The sequence below is a fragment of the Trinickia mobilis genome (assembly GCF_017315705.1).
GTDB classification, from domain to species: domain Bacteria; phylum Pseudomonadota; class Gammaproteobacteria; order Burkholderiales; family Burkholderiaceae; genus Trinickia_A; species Trinickia_A mobilis.
Genome location: NZ_JAFLRF010000054.1, coordinates 13,651 through 33,952, shown reverse-complemented (window position 1 = coordinate 33,952; position 20,302 = coordinate 13,651). Strand labels below are relative to the sequence as shown.

General features: G+C 63.9%; 18 protein-coding genes and 1 tRNA gene. 9 read left to right on the top strand and 10 right to left on the bottom strand.

Annotation, left to right across the window (positions count from 1 at the left end; genetic code table 11):
• The first annotated feature begins 266 nt into the window (after nt 1-266).
• Nucleotides 267-974 (top strand): uroporphyrinogen-III C-methyltransferase, encoded by a 708-nt coding sequence (cobA, locus tag J3489_RS33705; protein WP_207005146.1) that lies wholly within the window; start codon nt 267-269, stop codon nt 972-974.
• Nucleotides 975-1,229: 255 nt separating this feature from the next.
• Here the strand turns inward: cobA and J3489_RS33700 are convergent, their stop codons facing one another.
• The 6 genes from J3489_RS33700 to J3489_RS33675 form a co-directional block, all read right to left on the bottom strand.
• Entirely contained in the window at nt 1,230-2,180 is a 951-nt protein-coding gene (locus J3489_RS33700; RefSeq protein WP_207005145.1) for a LysR family transcriptional regulator, read from the bottom strand.
• Complete coding sequence (locus J3489_RS33695) at nt 2,177-2,650, bottom strand: type 2 periplasmic-binding domain-containing protein (protein ID WP_207005144.1); 474 nt, start codon at nt 2,648-2,650, stop codon at nt 2,177-2,179. Before J3489_RS33695 ends, J3489_RS33700 begins: the two co-directional genes overlap by 4 nt.
• A gap of 631 nt (nt 2,651-3,281) precedes the next feature.
• Nucleotides 3,282-3,623, bottom strand: coding sequence for a DUF4148 domain-containing protein (locus J3489_RS33690; RefSeq protein ID WP_374193514.1), 342 nt, complete (start codon nt 3,621-3,623; stop codon nt 3,282-3,284).
• Nucleotides 3,624-4,387: 764 nt separating this feature from the next.
• Nucleotides 4,388-5,689, bottom strand: a complete 1,302-nt coding sequence (locus J3489_RS33685) for an Nramp family divalent metal transporter (RefSeq protein ID WP_207005142.1) — start codon at nt 5,687-5,689, stop codon at nt 4,388-4,390.
• Nucleotides 5,690-5,830: 141 nt separating this feature from the next.
• Entirely contained in the window at nt 5,831-6,778 is a 948-nt protein-coding gene (locus tag J3489_RS33680; protein ID WP_207005141.1) for an oxidoreductase, read from the bottom strand.
• Nucleotides 6,779-7,048: 270 nt separating this feature from the next.
• Nucleotides 7,049-7,133: transfer RNA gene (locus tag J3489_RS33675), tRNA-Leu, on the bottom strand.
• 222 nt (nt 7,134-7,355) lie between these two features.
• Here J3489_RS33675 and rnr point away from each other — a divergent pair.
• The 4 genes from rnr (at nt 7,356) to J3489_RS33655 (ending at nt 11,839) form a co-directional block, all read left to right on the top strand.
• Nucleotides 7,356-9,809: a ribonuclease R gene (gene rnr, locus J3489_RS33670; protein ID WP_207005140.1), complete on the top strand. Its 2,454-nt coding sequence runs from the start codon at nt 7,356-7,358 to the stop codon at nt 9,807-9,809.
• 177 nt (nt 9,810-9,986) lie between these two features.
• A complete protein-coding gene (gene rlmB / locus J3489_RS33665) occupies nt 9,987-10,745 on the top strand; it encodes a 23S rRNA (guanosine(2251)-2'-O)-methyltransferase RlmB (protein WP_207005139.1) in 759 nt (252 codons plus the stop codon).
• A gap of 115 nt (nt 10,746-10,860) precedes the next feature.
• Nucleotides 10,861-11,556, top strand: a complete 696-nt coding sequence (gene rpiA / locus J3489_RS33660; RefSeq protein WP_207005138.1) for a ribose-5-phosphate isomerase RpiA — start codon at nt 10,861-10,863, stop codon at nt 11,554-11,556.
• A gap of 46 nt (nt 11,557-11,602) precedes the next feature.
• Nucleotides 11,603-11,839 (top strand): hypothetical protein, encoded by a 237-nt coding sequence (locus tag J3489_RS33655; RefSeq protein ID WP_207005137.1) that lies wholly within the window; start codon nt 11,603-11,605, stop codon nt 11,837-11,839.
• A 32-nt stretch (nt 11,840-11,871) separates the two neighbouring features.
• Here J3489_RS33655 and J3489_RS33650 read toward each other — a convergent pair whose 3' ends face one another.
• The gene (locus J3489_RS33650; RefSeq protein ID WP_207005136.1) at nt 11,872-12,606 is read right to left on the bottom strand and encodes a Crp/Fnr family transcriptional regulator; all 735 of its coding nucleotides are present in this window, start codon (nt 12,604-12,606) and stop codon (nt 11,872-11,874) included.
• A 997-nt stretch (nt 12,607-13,603) separates the two neighbouring features.
• Between J3489_RS33650 and J3489_RS33645 the strand changes: the two genes are divergently transcribed.
• The 4 genes from J3489_RS33645 (at nt 13,604) to lepB (ending at nt 17,341) form a co-directional block, all read left to right on the top strand.
• A complete protein-coding gene (locus tag J3489_RS33645; RefSeq protein ID WP_207005135.1) occupies nt 13,604-14,137 on the top strand; it encodes a GNAT family N-acetyltransferase in 534 nt (177 codons plus the stop codon).
• A gap of 353 nt (nt 14,138-14,490) precedes the next feature.
• A complete protein-coding gene (locus tag J3489_RS33640) occupies nt 14,491-15,207 on the top strand; it encodes a FadR/GntR family transcriptional regulator (RefSeq protein ID WP_207005149.1) in 717 nt (238 codons plus the stop codon).
• Nucleotides 15,208-15,492: 285 nt separating this feature from the next.
• Entirely contained in the window at nt 15,493-16,482 is a 990-nt protein-coding gene (locus J3489_RS33635) for a Gfo/Idh/MocA family protein (protein WP_207005134.1), read from the top strand.
• A gap of 160 nt (nt 16,483-16,642) precedes the next feature.
• Nucleotides 16,643-17,341, top strand: a complete 699-nt coding sequence (gene lepB, locus J3489_RS33630) for a signal peptidase I (RefSeq protein ID WP_207005148.1) — start codon at nt 16,643-16,645, stop codon at nt 17,339-17,341.
• 70 nt (nt 17,342-17,411) lie between these two features.
• On the opposite strand, the gene J3489_RS33625 is transcribed toward lepB, so the two are convergent.
• The 3 genes from J3489_RS33625 to J3489_RS33615 form a co-directional block, all read right to left on the bottom strand.
• On the bottom strand, nt 17,412-18,071 hold the full coding sequence (locus J3489_RS33625; protein WP_207005133.1) for an amino acid ABC transporter permease: 660 nt from the start codon (nt 18,069-18,071) through the stop codon (nt 17,412-17,414).
• Between the two features lie 188 nt (nt 18,072-18,259).
• A complete protein-coding gene (locus tag J3489_RS33620; protein WP_207005132.1) occupies nt 18,260-19,057 on the bottom strand; it encodes a transporter substrate-binding domain-containing protein in 798 nt (265 codons plus the stop codon).
• Between the two features lie 94 nt (nt 19,058-19,151).
• Nucleotides 19,152-20,189, bottom strand: a complete 1,038-nt coding sequence (locus J3489_RS33615; RefSeq protein ID WP_207005131.1) for a quinone-dependent dihydroorotate dehydrogenase — start codon at nt 20,187-20,189, stop codon at nt 19,152-19,154.
• Between the last annotated feature and the right edge of the window lie 113 nt (nt 20,190-20,302).

Here is a 20,302-nt window from a genome sequence, read left to right as displayed (position 1 = left end):
GGCGTTCGGAGAGTTCTCCGTGCTGTACCAGGGCGCCGTCGACAACCCGAATCCGCTGTTCCGCCGGCGTGCCGCGCAGCAGGTCGCGGCCTGAGCTTCGTCACGCCAGCGTTTCAAGTAACGATCAAGCCTCCCGAGGCGCTGCCCGTCCCGATCGACGAGCTGACGCGTCCTGCGGCGGCTGCGGGCGATCCATGCGTACTTCGCCTGAATGCGCTCGCACACGACGCGTGCAAGCGCGAGCCGAAACGGGAGACTTCAGGGCAATGGGAAAGGTATATCTGATCGGCGCTGGACCGGGCGCGGCGGATCTCATCACGGTCCGCGCCGCGCGGCTGCTCAGCACGGCCGACGTCGTGCTGCACGACGCGTTGGTCGAGCCGGCCATGCTCGACTATGCGCCCGGCGACGCGAATTTCATCGCGGTCGGCAAGCGCTCCGGGCAGCGCTCGGTAGCGCAGCATTTGATCAGTAAGCTGCTCGTCGATGCGGCGCGCGAGCACGACGTGGTCGTGCGCCTGAAAGGCGGCGATCCGATGCTGTTCGGCCGTGGGGACGAAGAGATGCGAGCGCTCGAGGCGGCAGGCGTTGAGTACGAGATTGTTCCGGGCATTACGGCGGCGCTGGCGGCCGCGGTGACGCTGCGCCGCTCGCTCACGCTGCGCGGCGTCGCGCGCAGTGTGGCCCTTGTGACGCACTCGCCTGCGGCCGACACCACCGAAATCCGTGAGCATGCCAATGCGGACTCGCTTGTGTTCTACATGGGCCGCGACAGCGCACCGGAAATCGCGCGGGGGTTGATCGAAGCTGGCCGCGCGGGGGCGACACCTGTGGCGATCGTCGAGGCATGCAGCACGGCGCGCGAGCGCACGCTCGCGCTGACGCTCGCCGCCCTCGCGGACGGCGAGGCGCAGACGTGGTTCGACCCGACGCAGCCGAGCCTGCTGATGATCGGCGATGCCTTTGCTCTGTGAGTGGGCGCGGCTCACGATTCGGCCGGCGACGCGCAGCCCGCGGCGGGAGCAGCATGACTTGGCGTGAGCAAAGGGGGTTTTAGCGGCGGCTCTCGTCTTGTCGATCGAATCCGCAAACGGCGCTAGAGCGCCTGGGTTGCAGTCGCCGCGCCTCGTTCCCTGGTCCTGCGCAACCTGCAGACAGTTCCGCGCCACCGCGTCGAGCACGGAAAGCCATGTTTAGTCGGCACTGGCTCCGTGTGGGCGCTCCATCGACTACGTTGCACTTTTCCTGCGCGGAATGACCTTGGGCGTCTCGCGCGTCCGGTAGGCGGAGTCGACGGACGCTGCCGTCGAGTCGACGACGAGATCGAACAGCGCCTGGCTGCTCGGCGAGAGAGAGCGCCCCTTTACCCATACCATGTACAGCGGCCGCTTGATGCTGAGATCCTCGACGTCGATGATCGTCAGTTCGCCGCGCCGCAGCTCGTCCTTCACGCTGAGCACGGACACATAGGCGAGCGCATGCTGAGCGAGGAGCATGCGCTTGATCGCCTCGGTATCGCTCACGGACATGAGCGGCTCGATGCTCAGGCCGATGCGCACGTACGCTTCCTCGACGATTGCTCGCGTGCCTGAACCGGGCTCGCGCATGATGACTGCCTGGCCGACGAGCTCGCGCGCCATCAGCCGCGATCCCGCGCGCGGATGACCCGCGGCCGCGACTACAGCGATTTCGTCGGAACCGATGCAGCGCGCGTGCAGGATCGTGTCATCGAACGGTCCTTCAATGAAGCCGAGCGTGAACGTCAGGTCGCGCAGCCCGGCTTCGACGCGCTCAGTGTTCGTCACAGTGAGGTCGATCGCGACGCGCGGGTGGCTCGCGTTGAAGCCCGCAATCATATCGGGCACGAGATACACGCCAAGTGTGCCGCTTGCACCGATTTTCATGTGGCCGGCACCGAGGCCGGCAAGTTCTTTCAACTGGCTCTCTGCTGCGTTAGCCAGGGTGAAGATCCGGTCAGCATAGTCGAACAGAATCGTTCCTGCTTCCGTCAGGGCGACGCCGCGCGGCAAACGGTCAAACAGGCTCATGCCGAGCCGTTCCTCCAAGTCGCGTATTTCGCGCGTAACGGCGGGTTGGCTCACGTGCAGCCGTTCCGCACCAGCACTGACGCTGCCCGCACGGGCGACTTCGTAGAAGGCGAAGAGGTGAGTGAAATTCATAGGGGTCGACCGGAAAAAGTTGGACTTCTTAGCCGGATGTTCCAGATCAGCCACGCGTCGAGGCCGGGCCGCGAGATCCATGTCTGACGCGCGAGAGCGCTGTTGTTCGCGTAGATCACGATATTCCGGCGCAGCGCCTCGGCGGTGCGGATGTCGCCGAGATGGCCGGCCACGTCCTCCCACCCGCCGTTATGTCCGGCGCCGTTGACGACCAGCAAGTCCGACATCATCGTTTCGGCGCCGCCGTAGATCAGGTCGGCATCCGTCCGCGCGTGGTTGGTCCGGGAGGGAGTCGGGCCGGCGGTGACTTCGACATGCGTCTCGGTCTGTTTCTCGACCGCGGCCGCTGTTTCCCGTATTGCGGGCGCAGGACCGCTGGGGCCATAGACGTACAGTGTGGACTGTGCGGCCGCATAACCACGCCCGGGCGACACGCAGAATGCGCCGGCAGCACGCGAAGTGAGCTTCACGACAGGTTTCCTTGTAGAGCGATGACGAGCTAGCATACGAGCCTGCAAACACCGCCGCGCGGTGTTTATTCCCGCTTATCGCTTTTTTTTTGCGCGAAGCGACTGACGATGAGACTCGGAGTTGTGTTCGCGATCGGCGTAGAGGACTTAAGGACGCAAGGTCACTGTGGCCGCGAGCATGTTTATCTAGTACGAGTGCGTTGCACATGGCGCCCAAAACCGGCGGCAGCCTACCTTGGCCATTTGCTTCGATTCCGCCTTCCGCCTTGCGGCGGTCTGTTTGTCGACATCGAAATGCGGGCGAGCCGGATCAGCTCGGTGATCGCGTGCTCGAGCAGCTCGGGCGTGCATTCGAACCGAGGCGGCGAACGAGATGCAGGACCGACGTACCCAGGATCAGCAGCATCGCGCCGGCAACGCTGTTGTCGGAGTGCAGCAAAACGTCGGTGACGTAAGGGGTCAACGAGGTCAACACCATTTGACAGGCGATGCGTAGTGGCGGCGGGTTCATCATTTAACGTGGTCTTCGTTGCAAAGGTCCTGAAGCTGCGGACACTGTAGGCGACGACGTCTGGACAATGCCGGCACATTTGCCGGCTCGTTCGGGCGCTGTCGGGCGAGCCGTCGGCAATCAGTTGCCGGAGAAGATATTGCAGTAGCTCACCGGGCCGACGCAGGCCGGCCGAGCGTATCCGGTTGCGGCAACCGGCGCGCCAGCTGACGACGTGCCGGACATCGACGATCCGCCCATTGCGCTGTCAGCTTGCTGCGCGGCAATTTTTGCTTCCGCGGCCTGAATGTCCTCCGGATAGTTGTCGCCATTGGTATTCGGGTTGTAGCCCGCCTTTTCCAGGCGGGCCAGGTCCGCAAGAACCTCCGCACGCGTGACGGGTGCGCTGCTTTGTGCGAACGTCAATGCGGGAGCGGAGAGGGCGCAGAGGGCAATCGTAAGACTGGCAAGCATTTTCATGATGGGCTCCTTGAAATGAACGAACGGAATCGGGGTATTGGGGGCGACGAAACTTCATCTGTTGTCGAAGTGCGAACCGCCGCCGGAGCGGCGCCGCCTGCCCAGACCGGTACACGCGCCGTATGTGTCCTGCCTTCAGCATGTACGGTGGAAGCGCTGTCTGCGACGGTGGACCGTCTCAAGGACAAGGATGTCGAACCGCACGTAGTCATTTCGGGATCCTTATCAAATGAAGTGGTCAAAGCACTGGTTCAGTGTCGACTGCCAACCTACAGCATACCGGCAGTAAAGCCGTGTAACCGGTATGTATTACAGCGCGTCTCGCTATTGAGGATGACTTGATGTCATCACTCGCGGGTCGGTAATCAAAGGTTAATGGAGAGCTTGCGCGGCTAAAAATACAATCTTGAGATGCGAGCCATGTTCGTCGGTTATAGCAATGAGCAACCCTTTTCGTTCAAGCGCTGGACAGGAAAAACGCCAAACGAGGTCCGGCGCAATCGAGTCCTGTCGGCGAAAGGTTTGTGACGGCTCGGCGCAAGGGAAGACTGCGACGCTTGTCGCCAACGACAAGCTACAGAAAAACGTCGAGGATCAGGCGGCGACGATCGAACATCCGATGTCGTTATCGATTCGCTCTCGAAGCGAATGGAACAAGGTGGTGGTTGACGGTCAAGATCGTGCAACGCAAGGTGGCGTTGCACAACCGAGGCACTACATCGCTTCGTGCTTTCGACCCGGCAAGTGGAAGGTGCGCAGCGCTACATTCACAGCCCGGGTATCGCGACGCCGAACGTTTGCAGCAGCAGGACCGCATTGAGAGCCAGAATCACGACAGTGCCAAGAATGGCTGCGCAGGCCACCCATCCACGATTCGCAAACGCGCCCATCACGTCGCGGCGTGAGGTCAGAATAACCAGGGCGATCATCGGCACGGGTAACGCAAAGCTCAGCACGACCTGACTGTAAATCAAAGCGTCGGTCGCGTTGACACCGAGCGCGACGACCAAGAAGGCCGGCACCATGGTGACAAGCCGGCGAATCCCGACCGGGATACGCGATCCAGTGAAACCCTGCATGATCATCTGCCCTGCCATCGTTCCGACCACTGAGCTGGATACGCCGGATGCCAGTAATGAAACGAGAAAGACGCAGGCCGCAGCAGAGCCGAGTAACGGCGTCAGGCTGTGATACGCCGTTTCTATTTCGGCCACCTCGGGGTGGCCCGCGTGGAAAGCGCCCGAGGCCATGATTACCATCGCCATGTTGACGAGCCCCGCTACGGTGAGGGCAATCAGAACCTCGATATTCGAAAAACGCACCAGCTTGAAGCGTTCTGTGTGGTTGCGTGCTCGCGTACGGTGTTGCGTCAGACCTGAATGCAGATAGATCGCGTGCGGCATGACCGTTGCGCCCAAAATTCCGACTGCGACAGACAAGGCGCCGGGGCCGCTGAGTTGCGGTACGAATGTTCCCGTCATCGCAGCGGGCCAATCTACATGGACGATCAGAAGTTCGATCACATATGACAACGCGACGGCTGCGACAAGTCCGCCAATGATCAACTCGAGGGGGCGGTAGCCCTGCTTCTGTCCAGTGAGAATGGCATAAGTCACGATACCCGTGACGATCATGCCGGGTAACAACGGTATGTGGAAGAGCAGAGATAAACCGATTGCGCCGCCGAGAAACTCGGCAAGATCTGTCGCCATCGCCGCGATCTCGCTCACGCCCCACATTCCGTAGACAACCGCCACCGGAAAATGCTCGCGGCTGAGCTCGGCGAGGTTACGGTTCGTGACGATGCCGAGCTTGGCCGAAAGAGCCTGGAACAACATCGCAATGATGTTCGCGGCGAGCACCACCCAGAGCAGTGAATAGCCGTACTTTGCCCCAGCCTGAATGTTGGTCGCGAAATTGCCCGGATCCATGTACGCAATGGAGGCGACTACGGCGGGGCCGGCGAACAGCAGCTTCGAGCTCCATTTCTTGTTGCGCCCGGCCAGTACTTCGACGATTCCTCGCGAGGTGCGCTCGGTCAATCCCAATTGTGCTTCAGCGGTGCTCATCTCGATCCTCTAGCTCAAATCGGGCAGTCATGTGGCCGCCGATGCGCCAACGTTGGACATGGATCAATGATGCCGGGAGTCCCCGAGAAACAACAATTGAACATTCCAATAATCGCGATAAGGTTTTGGCAAAAGCATCACCTATCCGAACGCCGTTCGCGTCAGTGCCTCGCACGCCTGCCAGAGTCGCCGGGCATCGGCTTCGTCCCTTGCCTGGGATGCGACCTTTGCCGGTCCCACCCGTTCGCCGCGCGCCTCGAACAGGCCGAGCGGGCCGTAGTAGCCGCCGTCGACGACGTCGGGTGCAGTCGCCGCATAGAGCGTCGGCAGCGCGCCGGCCAGGTCGCTGTTCAGCACGGCGCCGATGAAACCGCCAAGGGCGGCGCGGGCCGCCTGGCTAGCGGCCGAATGGTCGCCGCTGCGAAACAGATTGGTATTCGCGACGCCGGGATGTGCGGCAACCGACATCACGCGCGATCGGGTAGCGCGCAAACGCCGGTCGAGTTCGAACGCAAACATGAGGTCGGCCAGTTTCGACTGCCGGTAGGCGAACATCGGCCGGTAGTGTCGCGTTGCCTGAAGGTCGTCGAAGTCGAGCCGGCCCTGCTTGTGTGCGATCGAGGCGATCGTTACCACGCGCGGCCGTTCGGGCGAACTGTCCGCGGCCATCTCGAGCGCGGGCAGGAGCAGGCCGGTCAGCGCGAAATGCCCAAGCACGTTCGTGCCGAATTGCAGCTCGAAGCCGTCGGCGGTTTCGAGGTGTCGGGGCGGCGCCATGACGCCCGCGTTGTTGACGAGCAGGTGGAGCGGCTTGCGTAGCGCAAGCTCGCGGTCGGCAAAGGCGCGCACCGACGCGAGGCTGGCGAGGTCGAGTTGCGCAAGCTGCGCCCGGGCTGCAGGCACTTCTCCCTGCAGGCGGGCGAGTGCGCTTGCGCCGCGCCCTTCGTCGCGACACGCGAGTACGACCTCGGCGCCATGGCGAGCCAAGATTGCCGCGGTGTGATAGCCGATGCCGCTGTTTGCACCGGTGACGATGACGCGCCGGCCGGTTTGGGGCGCGATGTCACCGGGATTCCACGGTTTGCTCATGTTCGTTGCCGGTCGGGCGGGATGCGCAGTTCAAGCTTGCCGATGCGCGTGACCAGGCCTCGGCCGTGGAGCGCGCGCTTCGGCATTGCGAAACGCAACTTCCGACTTGGGTTCTGCACGTCTGGGCATGGGATTTCCCCTGCTTTCGTGTGTACGCAAAAAAGGCGGATGCAAGCGGAACGTCGTGGGACAGTGCATAACAAAAAACCCCGTAAGACTTTGATCTTACGGGGTTTCTCGGACTACTTCGGCTTACGCCGGAACAACTGTTGGTGCCCAAGAGAGGACTCGAACCTCCACGGAGTTACCCGCTAGTACCTGAAACTAGTGCGTCTACCAATTCCGCCACCTGGGCAGGTGCGTGTGCTGCAAAGAACGCCATTATAGCGAGCCTCGCGAAGCTGTCAAGCATTTTGATTCGCTTCGATGGGCCGCCGCCGCAGTGCCGAGCGGCGCTCGCCGCGCGACTGGTCGGCACTGCGGCGGATGTTAGAATGGCCCGCACCACCCGCCAGCCCGCTGCGTCAACGCCCCGGCCAGGGTCCGACCGAGACGAGTACATACCATCGACAAGCCCTTGAGCAAATATCCTTATCCGATCCCGAGCCGCGAAGAAATTCTCGGCGTGCTGCGCACAAGCGAAACGCCGTTAGCCGCAAACGACATTGCCGAAACGCTGTCGATCAAACGCCAGGAACGCGAAGGATTTTTCAAGCGTCTGGCGGCCATGGAACGCGATGGCCAGATCCGCCTCGACAAGCGCGGCTACTACCAGTTGACCCACCCGTCGAACTTCGTCGCGGGCCGCGTGCAGGGTCACCGCGACGGCTTCGGCTTCGTCGTGCGCGATGACGGCCAGGACGACTTGTTCCTGCCCAACACCGAGATGCAGAAGGTCATGCACAACGACCGCGTGCTCGCGCGCATCGTCGGCTATGACCGCCGGGGGCGGCCGGAAGGGCACGTCGTCGAAGTCACCGATCGCGCGAACAAGCGCGTCATCGGCCGGCTGCTGAACGAAAACGGCGCGCTGATCGTGGCGCCCGAGGACAAGCGCATCGGCCACGACATCCTGATCACGCAGAACACGAAGAAGGCGAAAGTCGGTCAAGTGGTCGTCGTCGATCTGACCGAATTCCCGAGCCGCCATTCGCAGCCGCTCGGACGCGTGGCCGAAGTGCTCGGCGACATCGACGACCCGGGCATGGAAATCGAAATCGCCGTGCGCAAGTACGGCGTGCCGCACGAATTCAGCGAAGCCGCGCTCCAGCAGGCTGCGAAGCTGCCCGACGAAGTGCGTCCGGCGGATATTCGCCTTCGCGTCGATTTGCGCGATGTGCCGCTCGTCACGATAGACGGCGAGGACGCCCGCGATTTCGACGACGCCGTTTATTGCGAGCCGATCAAGGTCGGCCGCGGCGAGGGCTTCCGCCTGATCGTCGCGATCGCCGACGTCTCGTACTACGTGCATCCGGAGAGCGGCCTCGACGTCGATGCGCTCGAGCGCAGCACGTCGGTCTATTTTCCGCGCCGCGTGATTCCGATGCTGCCGGAGAAGCTGTCGAACGGGCTGTGTTCGCTCAATCCGCAGGTCGACCGTTGCGTGCTGGTCTGCGACATGGTCATCACCGCGCGCGGCGAGATCAAGGCGTACCAGTTCTATCCGGGCGTGATGCATTCGGCGGCGCGGCTCACGTACACCGAAGTCGCAGCAGTGCTGGCGAACACGAAGGGGCCGGAAGCGGTGCGCCGCGCAGCGCTCCTGCCGCACCTGCAAAACCTCTACGGCGTGTACAAGTCGCTGTTCGCCGCGCGCCAGAAGCGCGGCGCAATCGACTTCGATACGACCGAGACCTACATCGTTTGCAACGCGCAGGGCAAGATCGAGCAGATCGTGCCGCGCCAGCGCAACGATGCCCACAAGCTGATCGAGGAATGCATGCTTGCCGCGAACGTCTGCGCGGCCGACTTCATGAAGCGCAACAAGCACTCGGGCCTGTACCGCGTGCACGCCGGCCCGACGGCGGAGAAGCTCGAAAACCTGCGCACGTTCCTGCGCGGGATGGGCCTGACGCTCGGCGGCGGCGACACCCCGCACGCCAGCGACTATGCCGCCTTGATGGCGCAGATCCGCGACCGGCCCGACGCGCAGATGCTGCAGACGATGCTCCTGCGTTCGATGCAGCAGGCGGTCTACAGCCCCGACAACATCGGCCACTTCGGTCTCGCGTACGACGCCTACGCGCACTTCACGAGCCCGATCCGCCGCTATCCCGACCTGCTCACGCACCGCGCGATCTACGCGATCCTGGCGAGCCGCAAGTATCAGCCTCAGGCGCCGCACGGCGTGGCGCTCAATACGTCGATTTCGCCGCGCGCGCGCGCGATGCAGCAGGCCGACGACGAATCGCGCGGCCGCTCTCGTTCCAATACGGCGATCTGGGAAGAGCTCGGGCTCCATTGCTCGGCAAACGAGCGGCGTGCCGACGAAGCGTCGCGAGACGTCGAGGCGTGGCTCAAGTGCTACTTCATGCGCGACAAGCTCGGCGAGGAGTACGGGGGAATGGTCAGCGGCGTGACGTCGTTCGGCATCTTCGTGCAGCTCGATGCGCTCTTTATCGAGGGCCTCGTGCATGTCACTGAGCTCGGCTCCGATTACTTCCAGTACGACGAGGTCAAGAACGAATTGCGCGGCGAGCGCACAGGCATCCGCTACCGCTTGTCGGACCGCGTGCGCGTGCAGGTGAGCCGTGTCGATCTCGACGCGCGCAAGATCGACTTCCGTCTCGTGCGCGATACGCCGATCAAGGTGCCCGCGAGCCGCCCGGCGCTCGCCGACAAATCGATGCTGGATGGCGAAGCGGGGCCGCGCGTCCGTACGCTGGCAGCAGCGGACGGCACGCACCACAAGAAGGCGACGCCCGCGAAATCGGCGGCCGTGAAGGAAGCGCGGGCGTCGCGCGGCGGGGCGTCGAAGAAACGCGCGGCGTCGAAGCCCGCATCGAAAACCCGCTCACGCAAGAAGTATTGATGCAACGCGTGCCGCGCGCCGCTTGACGGCGCGCGGCACGTAGAGCCCTATCGCGCCGCATGGCGGGCCGTCCGGCCTCGCCATGCGGCGCCTTTCATGGTGTTACGCGCGATGCTCGTGCGGCCGCGCGCCGGCCGTTTCTTCATCGCGCGCGTTCTAGCAAAGGTTGTCTCAGTCATGGCACGTCACAAGGTTCTATACGGATTTCACGCAGTGACCGCGCGTTTGCGGCACGACGCGTCGACGGTCGAGGAGGTCTTTTACGACGCGACGCGGCGCGACCGCCGCATGCAGGAGTTCTTGCAGACGGCCAAGCAAGCGGGCGTGCGGCTGATCGCAGCCGACGAGACGCGCCTGTGGGGTCTCGCGCGGACCGAGCGCCACCAGGGCGTCGTCGCGCGCGCGGGCGATCTGCCGCTCGCGCAGAACCTCGCGGAATTGCTCGACGGGATCAACGGCCCGGCGCTCGTGCTCGTGCTCGACGGCGTGACCGATCCGCACAATCTGGGCGCCTGCCTGCGGGTCGCCGATGCGGCCGGCGCGCATGCGGTGATCGCGCCGCGCGACCGCGCGGTAGGCCTGAACGCGACGGCAGCGAAGGTGGCGAGCGGCGCCGCCGAAACGGTGCCGTACATCACCGTCACGAACCTGGCGCGCGCGCTGCGTGAGTTGAAAGACGCGGGCGTGTGGGTGGTGGGGACGGCGGGCGAGGCGACGGCGAGTGTCTACGAGACCAAGCTCGACGGCCCGGTGGCGCTCGTGATGGGCGCCGAAGGCGAGGGCATGCGCCGTCTCACGCGCGATACCTGCGACGAAGTCATGCATATCCCGATGGCGGGGACAGTGGAGAGTCTCAACGTGTCGGTGGCAAGCGGGGTGTGCTTGTTCGAGGCGGTGAGACAGCGCAGTGCGCTCAAGGCGGGCGCGAAGGCTTAGTCATGGCCGCCAGAACGCGAGCTGCATGATTCATCGACGGCGAGGCCCGCGCAAAGCCGGCTCGCCGCCCGACTCCGGTAAACTTCCCTCTTTCGCACGCTTCTCTCCCTCAGCCATGACCCAAGACGAACTCAAGCAACGGGTGGGCCTTGCCGCCGCCGACTACGTGAACGCCCATGTCCCCGAAGGCGCCGTGCTCGGCGTCGGCACCGGGTCGACGGCGAACTGCTTCATCGACGCGCTCGCCGCCGTCAAAGGGCGCTATCGCGGCGCGGTGTCGAGCTCGGTCGCGACGACTGCGCGGCTCGAAAAGCACGGCATCAAGGTGTTCGATCTGAACGACATCGAGTCGCTTCCCGTGTATGTCGACGGCGCCGACGAAATCGATCGCGGCGGCGCGATGATCAAGGGCGGCGGCGGTGCGCTCACGCGCGAGAAGATCGTGGCGTCCGTGTCGGATGTGTTCGTCTGCATCGCGGATGCGACGAAGCGCGTCGACGTGCTCGGCAAGTTCCCGCTGCCGATCGAGGTGGTGCCGATGGCGCGCACGGCGATCGGCCGGCGCGTGACGGCAGCAGGCGGCGTGCCGGTGCTGCGCGTGAAGACGGACGGATCGCCCTACGTCACCGACAACGGCAACGAGATCATCGACGTCAAAGGCTTGCAGATCGCCGATCCGCGCGCGCTCGAAGCGATCGTGAACGCGTGGCCCGGCGTCGTGACGGTGGGCCTGTTCGCCGGCCGCGGAGCGGATCTTTGCCTGCTCGGCACCGAGACGGGCGTCGAAACGATCGAATACGCCAAGCGCTGAGCGACCGGCCTGACCCGCGCAGCAGGACAAGACTCAAGGACACGACATGCAAGCCGAACTGCGGCACGCGCTCGACACCGCGTATGAGGGAATGAAGCGCAGCGATCCTTCTCCCACGGCGTTTGCGAGCAACTACGCGCTATGCCTCGGCATCATCATCGGGGGTCGGGCGTGCGACGGCATGAGCGACGCAGAAGCCGCCAGCGAGCGCGCTCATCTTGCGATGCTCGCCGCGCTCTACGAAATCGGCGAGCGCGTGCGCAGCGATATCAACTCGCATTGAAGAGCGAGCTGTAAGCGCGCTCTTCGTGAATCTCAGCTGACGGTATCGGTTTGATGCAGGGCCGGCAACAGGCGGTCGAATTCGCGCTTGACGAGGCCGTAGCATTCGCACGCGCGCATTTCGAGGCCTTTTCGATCAAGCACCTTGATGTGGCCGCGGCTGTGATGAATCAGTCCTTGGTCATGCAGCTTGCCGGCCGCTTCGGTGATGCCTTCGCGGCGCACGCCGAGCATGTCGGCGATGAGTTGCTGCGTCACGGCCAGCTCGTTCGTGGCCGCGCGGTCGACCTCGATCAGGAGCCAGCGGCAGAGCTGCTTGGACAGCGAGTGATGACGGTTGCACGCGGCGGTCTGCGCGACTTGCGTGAGGAGCGCCTGCATATAGAGCAGCATCAGGCGGCGCAGGAAGTCCGAGCGCCCGAATTCCTGCCGCAAGCGTTGCGCGCTCATCCGGTATGCAAAGCCCGCGCATTGCACTTGCACGCGGCTCGGCATCGTTTCTCCCCCCGTGAGCACCTGTACGCCGGTCATGCCCTCACGTCCCACGGCCGCGAGTTCGACTGACCCCCCGTCTTCCATCATCGCCAGGATCGAGATGATGGCGGTCGTCGGAAAGTAGACGTGGTGAATCTTGTGGCCGCAGTCGCACAGCAATTGTTCGGTGCGCAAGTGCACCAGTTCGAGATGGGGCGTCAATGCTTGCCATTCGGCGGATGGCAACGCCCCAAGCAAATGGTTGCCATGCAGGTCGGATTGTAGGGTCAACATATTCGGTCCTCGGTGGAAGCTGTGCTGTACACGCCTCGTGTTTCTGGTCCGTTCACGGCATCTGTCGATCGTCATGCTTGAAAGCATTTCGACAGGATTGCCGCGCTTCTTGTGGCCTCGCGCTCTCTCGCGGTGGCGCTCGTCTGTGCGGTTGCGCTCTGTGCGCCTTCCTTGAGCGAGGATCGTGCCAAGCCCCCGAAAAGCTCGCTTGGAAGGGGGCGCTGACCTTGTTGCGACGCGGTTCGGGCGCCAGTCGGTCCGTTTTTGTTTCAAATCTGCAAAATGCGGTGGCGCCGTGGCATGCGCAGCAGCGGCGTTGCGTTAGAGCGCTGCGCGTCCAGACGGGACAGGGCTTTAGGCGGTACGCGCCAAGCATCCGGCCAACGGCGCCAGCCAGACGATTCGGCCGCGTCGGCGGCGGATGGCGACCCAGGCCCGCGTGCCGAAATTGATTCAGATGTGTTGCATCCGGGGCGGATTTTGCTGCGCTGCAATGACGGGTCCGCGCAATCGCAAAGCTTGACGGACAAGGACGCGCGCCGAAATGGTTGCAAATTCGAACGATGAATTGAAGCGCCGACAAAGCTGAAACAAAGGACACCGACGAGTCCGAAAACGTCACGTGCATTGTAATAAGTTAAGCGTGCCGCGAATGACTCATTGTTGAGACATGGGCGTTTTACCCACGGCGCGGCCATTTTCGTCATATCAGTGCCGCTTTCGTCTGAGTGAATTGCCGCGGCGTTGTGGCTGCGCCAACACTCTATCGCACAGTGCCGGTTTACGCCGGATATCGCGGCCATTGCGCCGGTCCGGTGCCTTGCGCAGGAATGCTAAGTACTGGCAACTAATCGGGAAAAGGGAGATTGCGCCGGATACCCCTGAATTCGTAGGCTGAAATCGGTAAATTGGGTGCGATTGCGCACGGTGAGCGCTTGTTTCGCGACGTACCGTGCAACCATGATGATTCGTCGTACTTTCCTGGTGGAAACCAGCGATGAACTGGGCAACGCTGAAATTCGATCAATTGAGCGCGCGCGAACTGTATTTGATCCTGCGCGCGCGCAGTGCGGTTTTCGTCGTCGAGGCGTCGCGCGTGCATCTCGATGCGGACGGTCATGACGAGGCGGCATTGCACGTGTTCGCGCACGAAGACATGACGCGACCGATGCCGATTCTCGCGTATGCGCGGATTCGTCCCGGCGAGATCGAACATCAGGAAGTGTTGATCGACAAGATGCTGACTAGCCCGTCGCGTCGCGGCGACGGGACAGCCTACGCGCTTTTGGAGCATGTGATGCACGTGGTCGACGCGCGCTGGCCGAGACATCGGGTGAGGGCGCTCGCGCCGGCGGCGCAGCGTCCGCTCTATGAAAGATTCGGCTTTCGCGGGGCGCTCGAGACCCGCGCCGAGTGCAGCATGCCGTTCGTCGCGTTCGTGCGCGGCGGGCCGTGCGGCGTGGCCGAGCCGATCGAACGGCGCCATGTTTGCGGGGAGCGTTGCGCGGCGGGACCGTTCGGCATGCGCTGAGGCTCGGGGTGACGCGAGCCAGGGCGATAAGGGGTAATGGGGGGTAATAGGGAGTACGCGTTCGACGCATTGGCGGCAGCGGTGCGCCGATGAGCCGCAATGTGCGATCGCGTACGTTTGGGCGTCGCTCATTTTCTACAATGTCCTATGGTACTCACCGGTTTGAAGGTACGGGCTGGCACGGCGTTTTGCGGCGCAACCACGTTAGGCTGCGCTTTTGTCAGACGGAAAAACCCTGTCAGGTGTTTCCCAACTGGCATACTCATATTGGCCGCAGCACCGTATCAGATCGACAACAGGGCACGCGAGGGCGCGAAATGAATCAGGCGTCGGACGGCGCATCGGGGGGTGTCATGGAGCAGGGCAAGGACCGCTCACTGGTCAGCAAAGTGATGGACGGGCTCGTGACGGGCATCGTCGAAGAAAAATATGGGGCGATTCTTCCGCCGCAGGACGTGCTGTCGAAAGAATTCGACGTAAGCCGTACGGTGATGCGCGAAGCGCTGTCGATGCTGCTTGCGCGGCACATGCTGGATGTGCGGCCGAAGGTCGGCACGCGCATCCGCTCGATGCGCGACTGGCGCATGATCGACGAGGACGTCGTGAACTGGCGCTTTCGCGCGAAGCCCGATCCGATCTTCATGCGCGACGTGATCGAGTTCCGGATGCTGATCGAGCCGCGCGCAGCGGCGCAGGCGGCCGCGCGTGCGAGCGTGTCGGAGGTGGCGGGCATCCGCGAGGCGTTCGACGTGTTCAAGACGATCGCGCCCGGCGAGCCGGGCTATGAGGCGGCCGACGAATTGCTGCATACGCGCATCGTGCATGCGAGCGGCAACCAGTTCTTCCAGCAGATGGCGGCGATCATTCGCGGCGCGCTGACCACGGTGAACCCGATGGTCAATCAGAAGCCGGGCGTCTGGGAGATCTCCGTGCGCACGCATGCGCGCATGGTCGAAGCGATCGAGCGGCGCGACCCGAAAGAGGCCGAGTCGGCGGCGCTGGCGTTGATCGACTTCACCGCGGACGAAATCGGCCGCGAGTTCTCGATCGAGATGCCTGGCCGCAAGTAAGCGCCTGTGCCTGCCCGGCGCCTGCCGACGCAGGGCGCCGCCCGAGCGTGTCCTGCGATCGGGTTTCAGTCCTCCCTTCTTTTCGGTCGCCGTGATCGCAAACGTTTGCGCGTCGTTTGCATGTGACGGTCGGCCAGGCCGTTTCCCGACATTTCCCAATCGCTGCCTCAAGCCAGGCCGTTCGCGCGCGCCCACGGCGAGCCGCTTATCATTACGGCGATCCCAGCGCGCGGGCGTCGGCGCCGCGCGATTCTTGAAACCGACCATCCGTCACCCCGTTCATCGATGAATCAGGATACGACTAGCAGTGAGACCGTCCGCTGGGGCGTTTTGGGCGCCGGCAATATCGCGCGCCGCTTTGGACTCGGCTTGGCGCACGTGCCGAACGCGCATATGACGCACGTCTGGTCGCGCCGCGCGTCGACGACCGAAGCCTACGCGCAGCAATTCGGCGCCGGCGCGTGCCCAAGCCTCGACGCGCTGCTCGCGAGCGACGTCGACGCCATCTACATCGCCACGCTGCACGACAGCCACGCCGACTACGCGATTGCGGCCCTCGCCGCGGGCAAGCACGTGCTCTGCGAAAAGCCCGCGACGATCAACGCGCAGCAGCTCGCGCGCGTGCTCGCCGCGGCGCGCGGCGCGAAGCGGCTCTTCATGGAAGCGATGAAGCCGCCGTTCTATCCGCTCTACCGCACGCTGCGCGAACACCTGGCACGCGACCCGATCGGCGAAGTCGGGCTCGTGCGCGCGGGTTGCGCGATGGCGAACGTGCCTGCGGACCATCCCGCGTTTTCGTTCGAGCATACTGGCGGCGCGCTGCTCGATATCGGCATCTACGAGGCGTTTCTCGCGGTCGACTGGCTCGGTGCGCCGCTCGACGTGCAGACGATCGGCCGTCTGGGCCCGACGGGCGTCGACACGTTCGCGAGCCTCAATTGCCGGCACGAACGCGGAATCGCGCAGCTCTTTTGCGGACTCGACCTGCAAGGCAAGGGCGATGCGCTTTTGAGCGGGGCCCTCGGCTGCGTGACGATTCACGAGAACTGGTGGAACCCGGCGCGCGCGACGATCCGCTACGTCGACGGCCGCGTCGCCGAGCTCGACGCGCCGTTCGAAGGCGGCGGTCTCAACTATGAGACGGCGCACTTTTGCGGCCTGATCCGCGCGGGCGAACTCGAGAGCCCGGTGATGACGCACGCGAAGTCGCTGCAGATGATCTCGATGATGGATTCGGCGCGTGCGACGCTCGGGCTCAAGTACCCAGGAGAGTGAGGACGCATCTGTCCGGCGCACCTGCGCGCCTGGGCGACGCTGCCGGCGCGATTTGCCCGGTGCTATGATGACCGCCGCTCATGCCGTGCCCGGGGGCTTCGATGATCGCCTCGGTAAAGCGCATGCAAGCTTTCGAATTTCTTCCAAAGGAGCCGCAGTGATGCGCATCGTGGGCAAACTCTGGCGCGACAACAAGAGCCTGATCGCCTTTATTTTCCTGATGGTGCTGTTTCGCAGCGCGATCGCCGACTGGAACGTCGTGCCGAGCGGCTCGATGCTCCCGACGATACGCGAAGGCGACCGCATTCTCGTCGACAAGCTGGCCTACGATCTGCGCGTGCCGTTCACGCACGTGGCGCTGGCCCACCTCGGCGATCCGCGGCGCGGCGACATCGTGACGATCGATTCGACGGCCGCGCATGAACTGCTCGTGAAGCGCGTGATCGGCGTGCCGGGCGACCGCATCGCGTTGCGCGAGAACGTGCTCTACGTGAACGGCGTGCGTGCCGACTATCAGCCGCTCGCGTCGACGCCGATGGCCGACGGCCCGGCAACGCGCGCCGAGTATCTGACGGAGCGTTTCGACGGTGTCGCGCACACCGTGCGTCTTTCGGAGATCGAGCCGAGCCCGCGCAGCACGTTCGGCCCGGTTATCGTGCCGCCCGGCGAGTACCTGATGCTCGGGGACAATCGCGATGACAGCGCCGATTCGCGCTACTTCGGCTTCTTCCCGCGCCGCGAAGTGATGGGGCGCACGCGCCGCGTCGTGTACTCGCTCGATCCGGACCACGACTATCTGCCGCGCATGAATCGCTTCGGCGCGTTGCTCGACACGCCGGCGCCGCTGGCCTCGCGCTGAACGTGCGGGCGTCGGCGCTTGAAGCTGCGGACGCCGGCGAGCGCAAGCTCAGCCTCCGTCCGCATCGCGCTCAATGCCGCGACGGCAACGCAAGCCGCCGCTCATACCAGTGCTGCACCCACTCGAGCACCTGGCACAGCACCCAATAGACGGCCGCCGCCGCGAGATAGAGCGGCAGCGGCTGATAAGTCGTCGCGATGATTTCCTGCGCGCTGCGCAAGAGTTCGGTCACGGTAATGACGGACACGAGCGACGTGTCCTTGATCAAGCTGATGAGGCTGTTCGACAGGCTCGGCACGGCGATGCGCAGCGCCTGCGGACCGATCACGAAGCGCAGCGTCTGGCGGCGCGACAAGCCGAGGCTATAGGCCGCGAGCCACTGTCCGCGATGGATGCCGTTGATGGCACCGCGCATGCTCTCCGACAGATAAGCGGCGACGTTTGCCGACAACGCGATGACGCCGGCAGGTGTCGGATCGAGCGAGATCCCGAGGCTCGGCAGGCCGTAGTAAATGACGAAGATCTGCACGAGGAGCGGCGTGCCGCGCATCAGGCTGACGTAGACGCGCGCGATCCCGTTGAGCGGCTTGCTGTGGCTGATGCCCATCAGCGCGAGCACGACGGCCGCGATGAGCCCGAAGATCATCGACAGCACTGCGAACTTGACGGTCAGGACGGCACCTTGCGCGAGCACCGGCATCGATTGGACGAGCAGGGAAGTGGTGGACATTTTTTACGAATTTATAACGCGCTGAGGAAACGAATCGAGCGCACATCATAAACTGGTGGCAAATAGCAAAGGGCGGCATCTTCGCGATGCCGCCCTTTTGCGGTCGACCCGAGTTAGCGCTTTAGCACTCGCTCGGGTTCCATACAACGTTGTCTCTGGTCCACAAGCGGGCCGGGATGATCTACGGCTTACTTCGTGACAGGCTTCGTCACGTCGATGCCGAACCACTTGTCGGAGATCTTCGAGAACGTGCCGTCCGCTTCGAGCTGGGTCATCGCGTCGTCGATCGCCTTCGCGAACTTCGGATTGCCCTTCTTGAACGGAATCGCCGACGGGTTGCCCGCGCCGACCGTCGCCCCCGTGCGCAGCGGCAGTTGCGAGTTCTTCAGCAGGTACGCGAGCATCAGGCGGTCATTGAGCGCGGCGTCGATGCGGCCGGCCGCGAGATCGCGCAGATATTCGGGCGCGCCCGGATAGGTCACGACGTCGATGCCCGGCACCGACTTCGCCATGTCCATATAGTTCGTGCCGAGACCGACGCCGAGCTTATGGCCCTTCAGCTCGTCGAGCGAGTTGAACTGGCGCGTGTCGTCCTTGCGTTGGATCAGTTGCGCAGCCGAGTAGGTGTAGGCGGGCGAAAAATCGAGCGTCTGCTTGCGCGCGTCGGTGACGCCGACCTGGTTCACGATCACGTCGAACTTGCCCGCCTGCAGACCGGCGATGATGCCGCTCCATTCGGTCGTGACGAACTCGGGTTTCACGCCGAGCTTCGCGGCGACGGCCTTGGCGATATCCACGTCGTAGCCGACCAGCTCGCCGTTTGCCGCCTTCGAGTTGAACGGCGGGAACGTGCCCTCGAGACCGATGCGCAGCGAGCCGCGCTGCTTGACCTGGTCGAGCAGGTCCTCCGCGTGCGCGGTGACGGCGGTGAAGGTTGCGCCGATCAGGCCGGCGACAAAGAGCTTTTTCAGCAGCGAAAATTTCATCGTGTTCCTTTCCTTGCCCGCTTCGGGCGTTGTTGTGGTCGCAATGATAGCGATATTGCAATCGCTCTATAAATATCGTTTGTTTATTTCTATATTACGCGAAACGACTACGGGCGGCGGCTTCCGCGCATTCCGCGATCAGCGCCGGACCGCGGTAGATGAAGCCGGTATAAAGCTGCACCAGCGACGCGCCCGCCGCGAGTTTCGCACGCGCATCGTCGCCGGAGAAGATGCCGCCGACCCCAATGATCGGCACGGTGTTGCCGAGTTCGGCGTAAAGCTTGCGGATCACTTCATTCGACGCGTCGAACACGGGCTTGCCCGACAGGCCGCCTGCTTCGTCCGCGTGCTGCAGCCCGGCGACGGCGGTGCGCGAGAGCGTCGTGTTGGTCGCGATTACGCCTTCGATCCGGTGGTGCAGGAGCGTATCGGCGATCGCTTTGATCTGCTCGTCGTCGAGGTCGGGGGCGATTTTCAGCGCGAGCGGGACGAGCTTGCCGTGCATGTCGGCGAGGCGCTGCTGCTTGTCCTTGAGCGCGGCCAGGAGCGCGTCGAGTTCGCCCGCGCCTTGCAATTGCCGAAGGTCCTTCGTGTTCGGCGACGAGATGTTGATCGTCACGTAGCTCGCGAACGGGTACACGCGCTCGAGGCAGTACAGATAGTCTTCGGCCGCGCGCTCGATCGGCGTGTCGGCGTTCTTGCCGATGTTCAGGCCCAGCACGCCGCGATAGCGCGCGGCCTGCACGTTCTTCACGAACTGGTCGACGCCTTGGTTGTTGAACCCCATCCGGTTGATGATCGCGTTGGCTTGGGGCAGCCGGAACATGCGCGGGCGCGGGTTGCCCGGCTGCGCGCGCGGCGTGACCGTGCCGACTTCGATGAAGCCGAAGCCGAGCTGGGCAAATCCGTCGATGCAGGCGCCATCCTTGTCGAGCCCCGCCGCGAGCCCGACCGGGTTGCGGAACGTGAGGCCCATCGCCGTGCGCGGCGCGTCGGGCACGCGTGCGCCGAAGACGCGCGCAAGGCCGGTGCGGCCCGCTGCGCCGAGCGCGGCCAGCGTCAGGTGGTGGGCGTTTTCCGGATCGATGCGAAAGAGTGAGGCGCGGACAAGCGGATAGAGGGAGGTGAACACGGGGCGGGCCGGCGGTGCGGCTGAATTTTGATAACCGGCTATTTTAGCGGGTTTGAAATGCGCTCCCGCCGTTGCATGCGAACCGACGCGGGCGTACGACGGAAAATCGACGC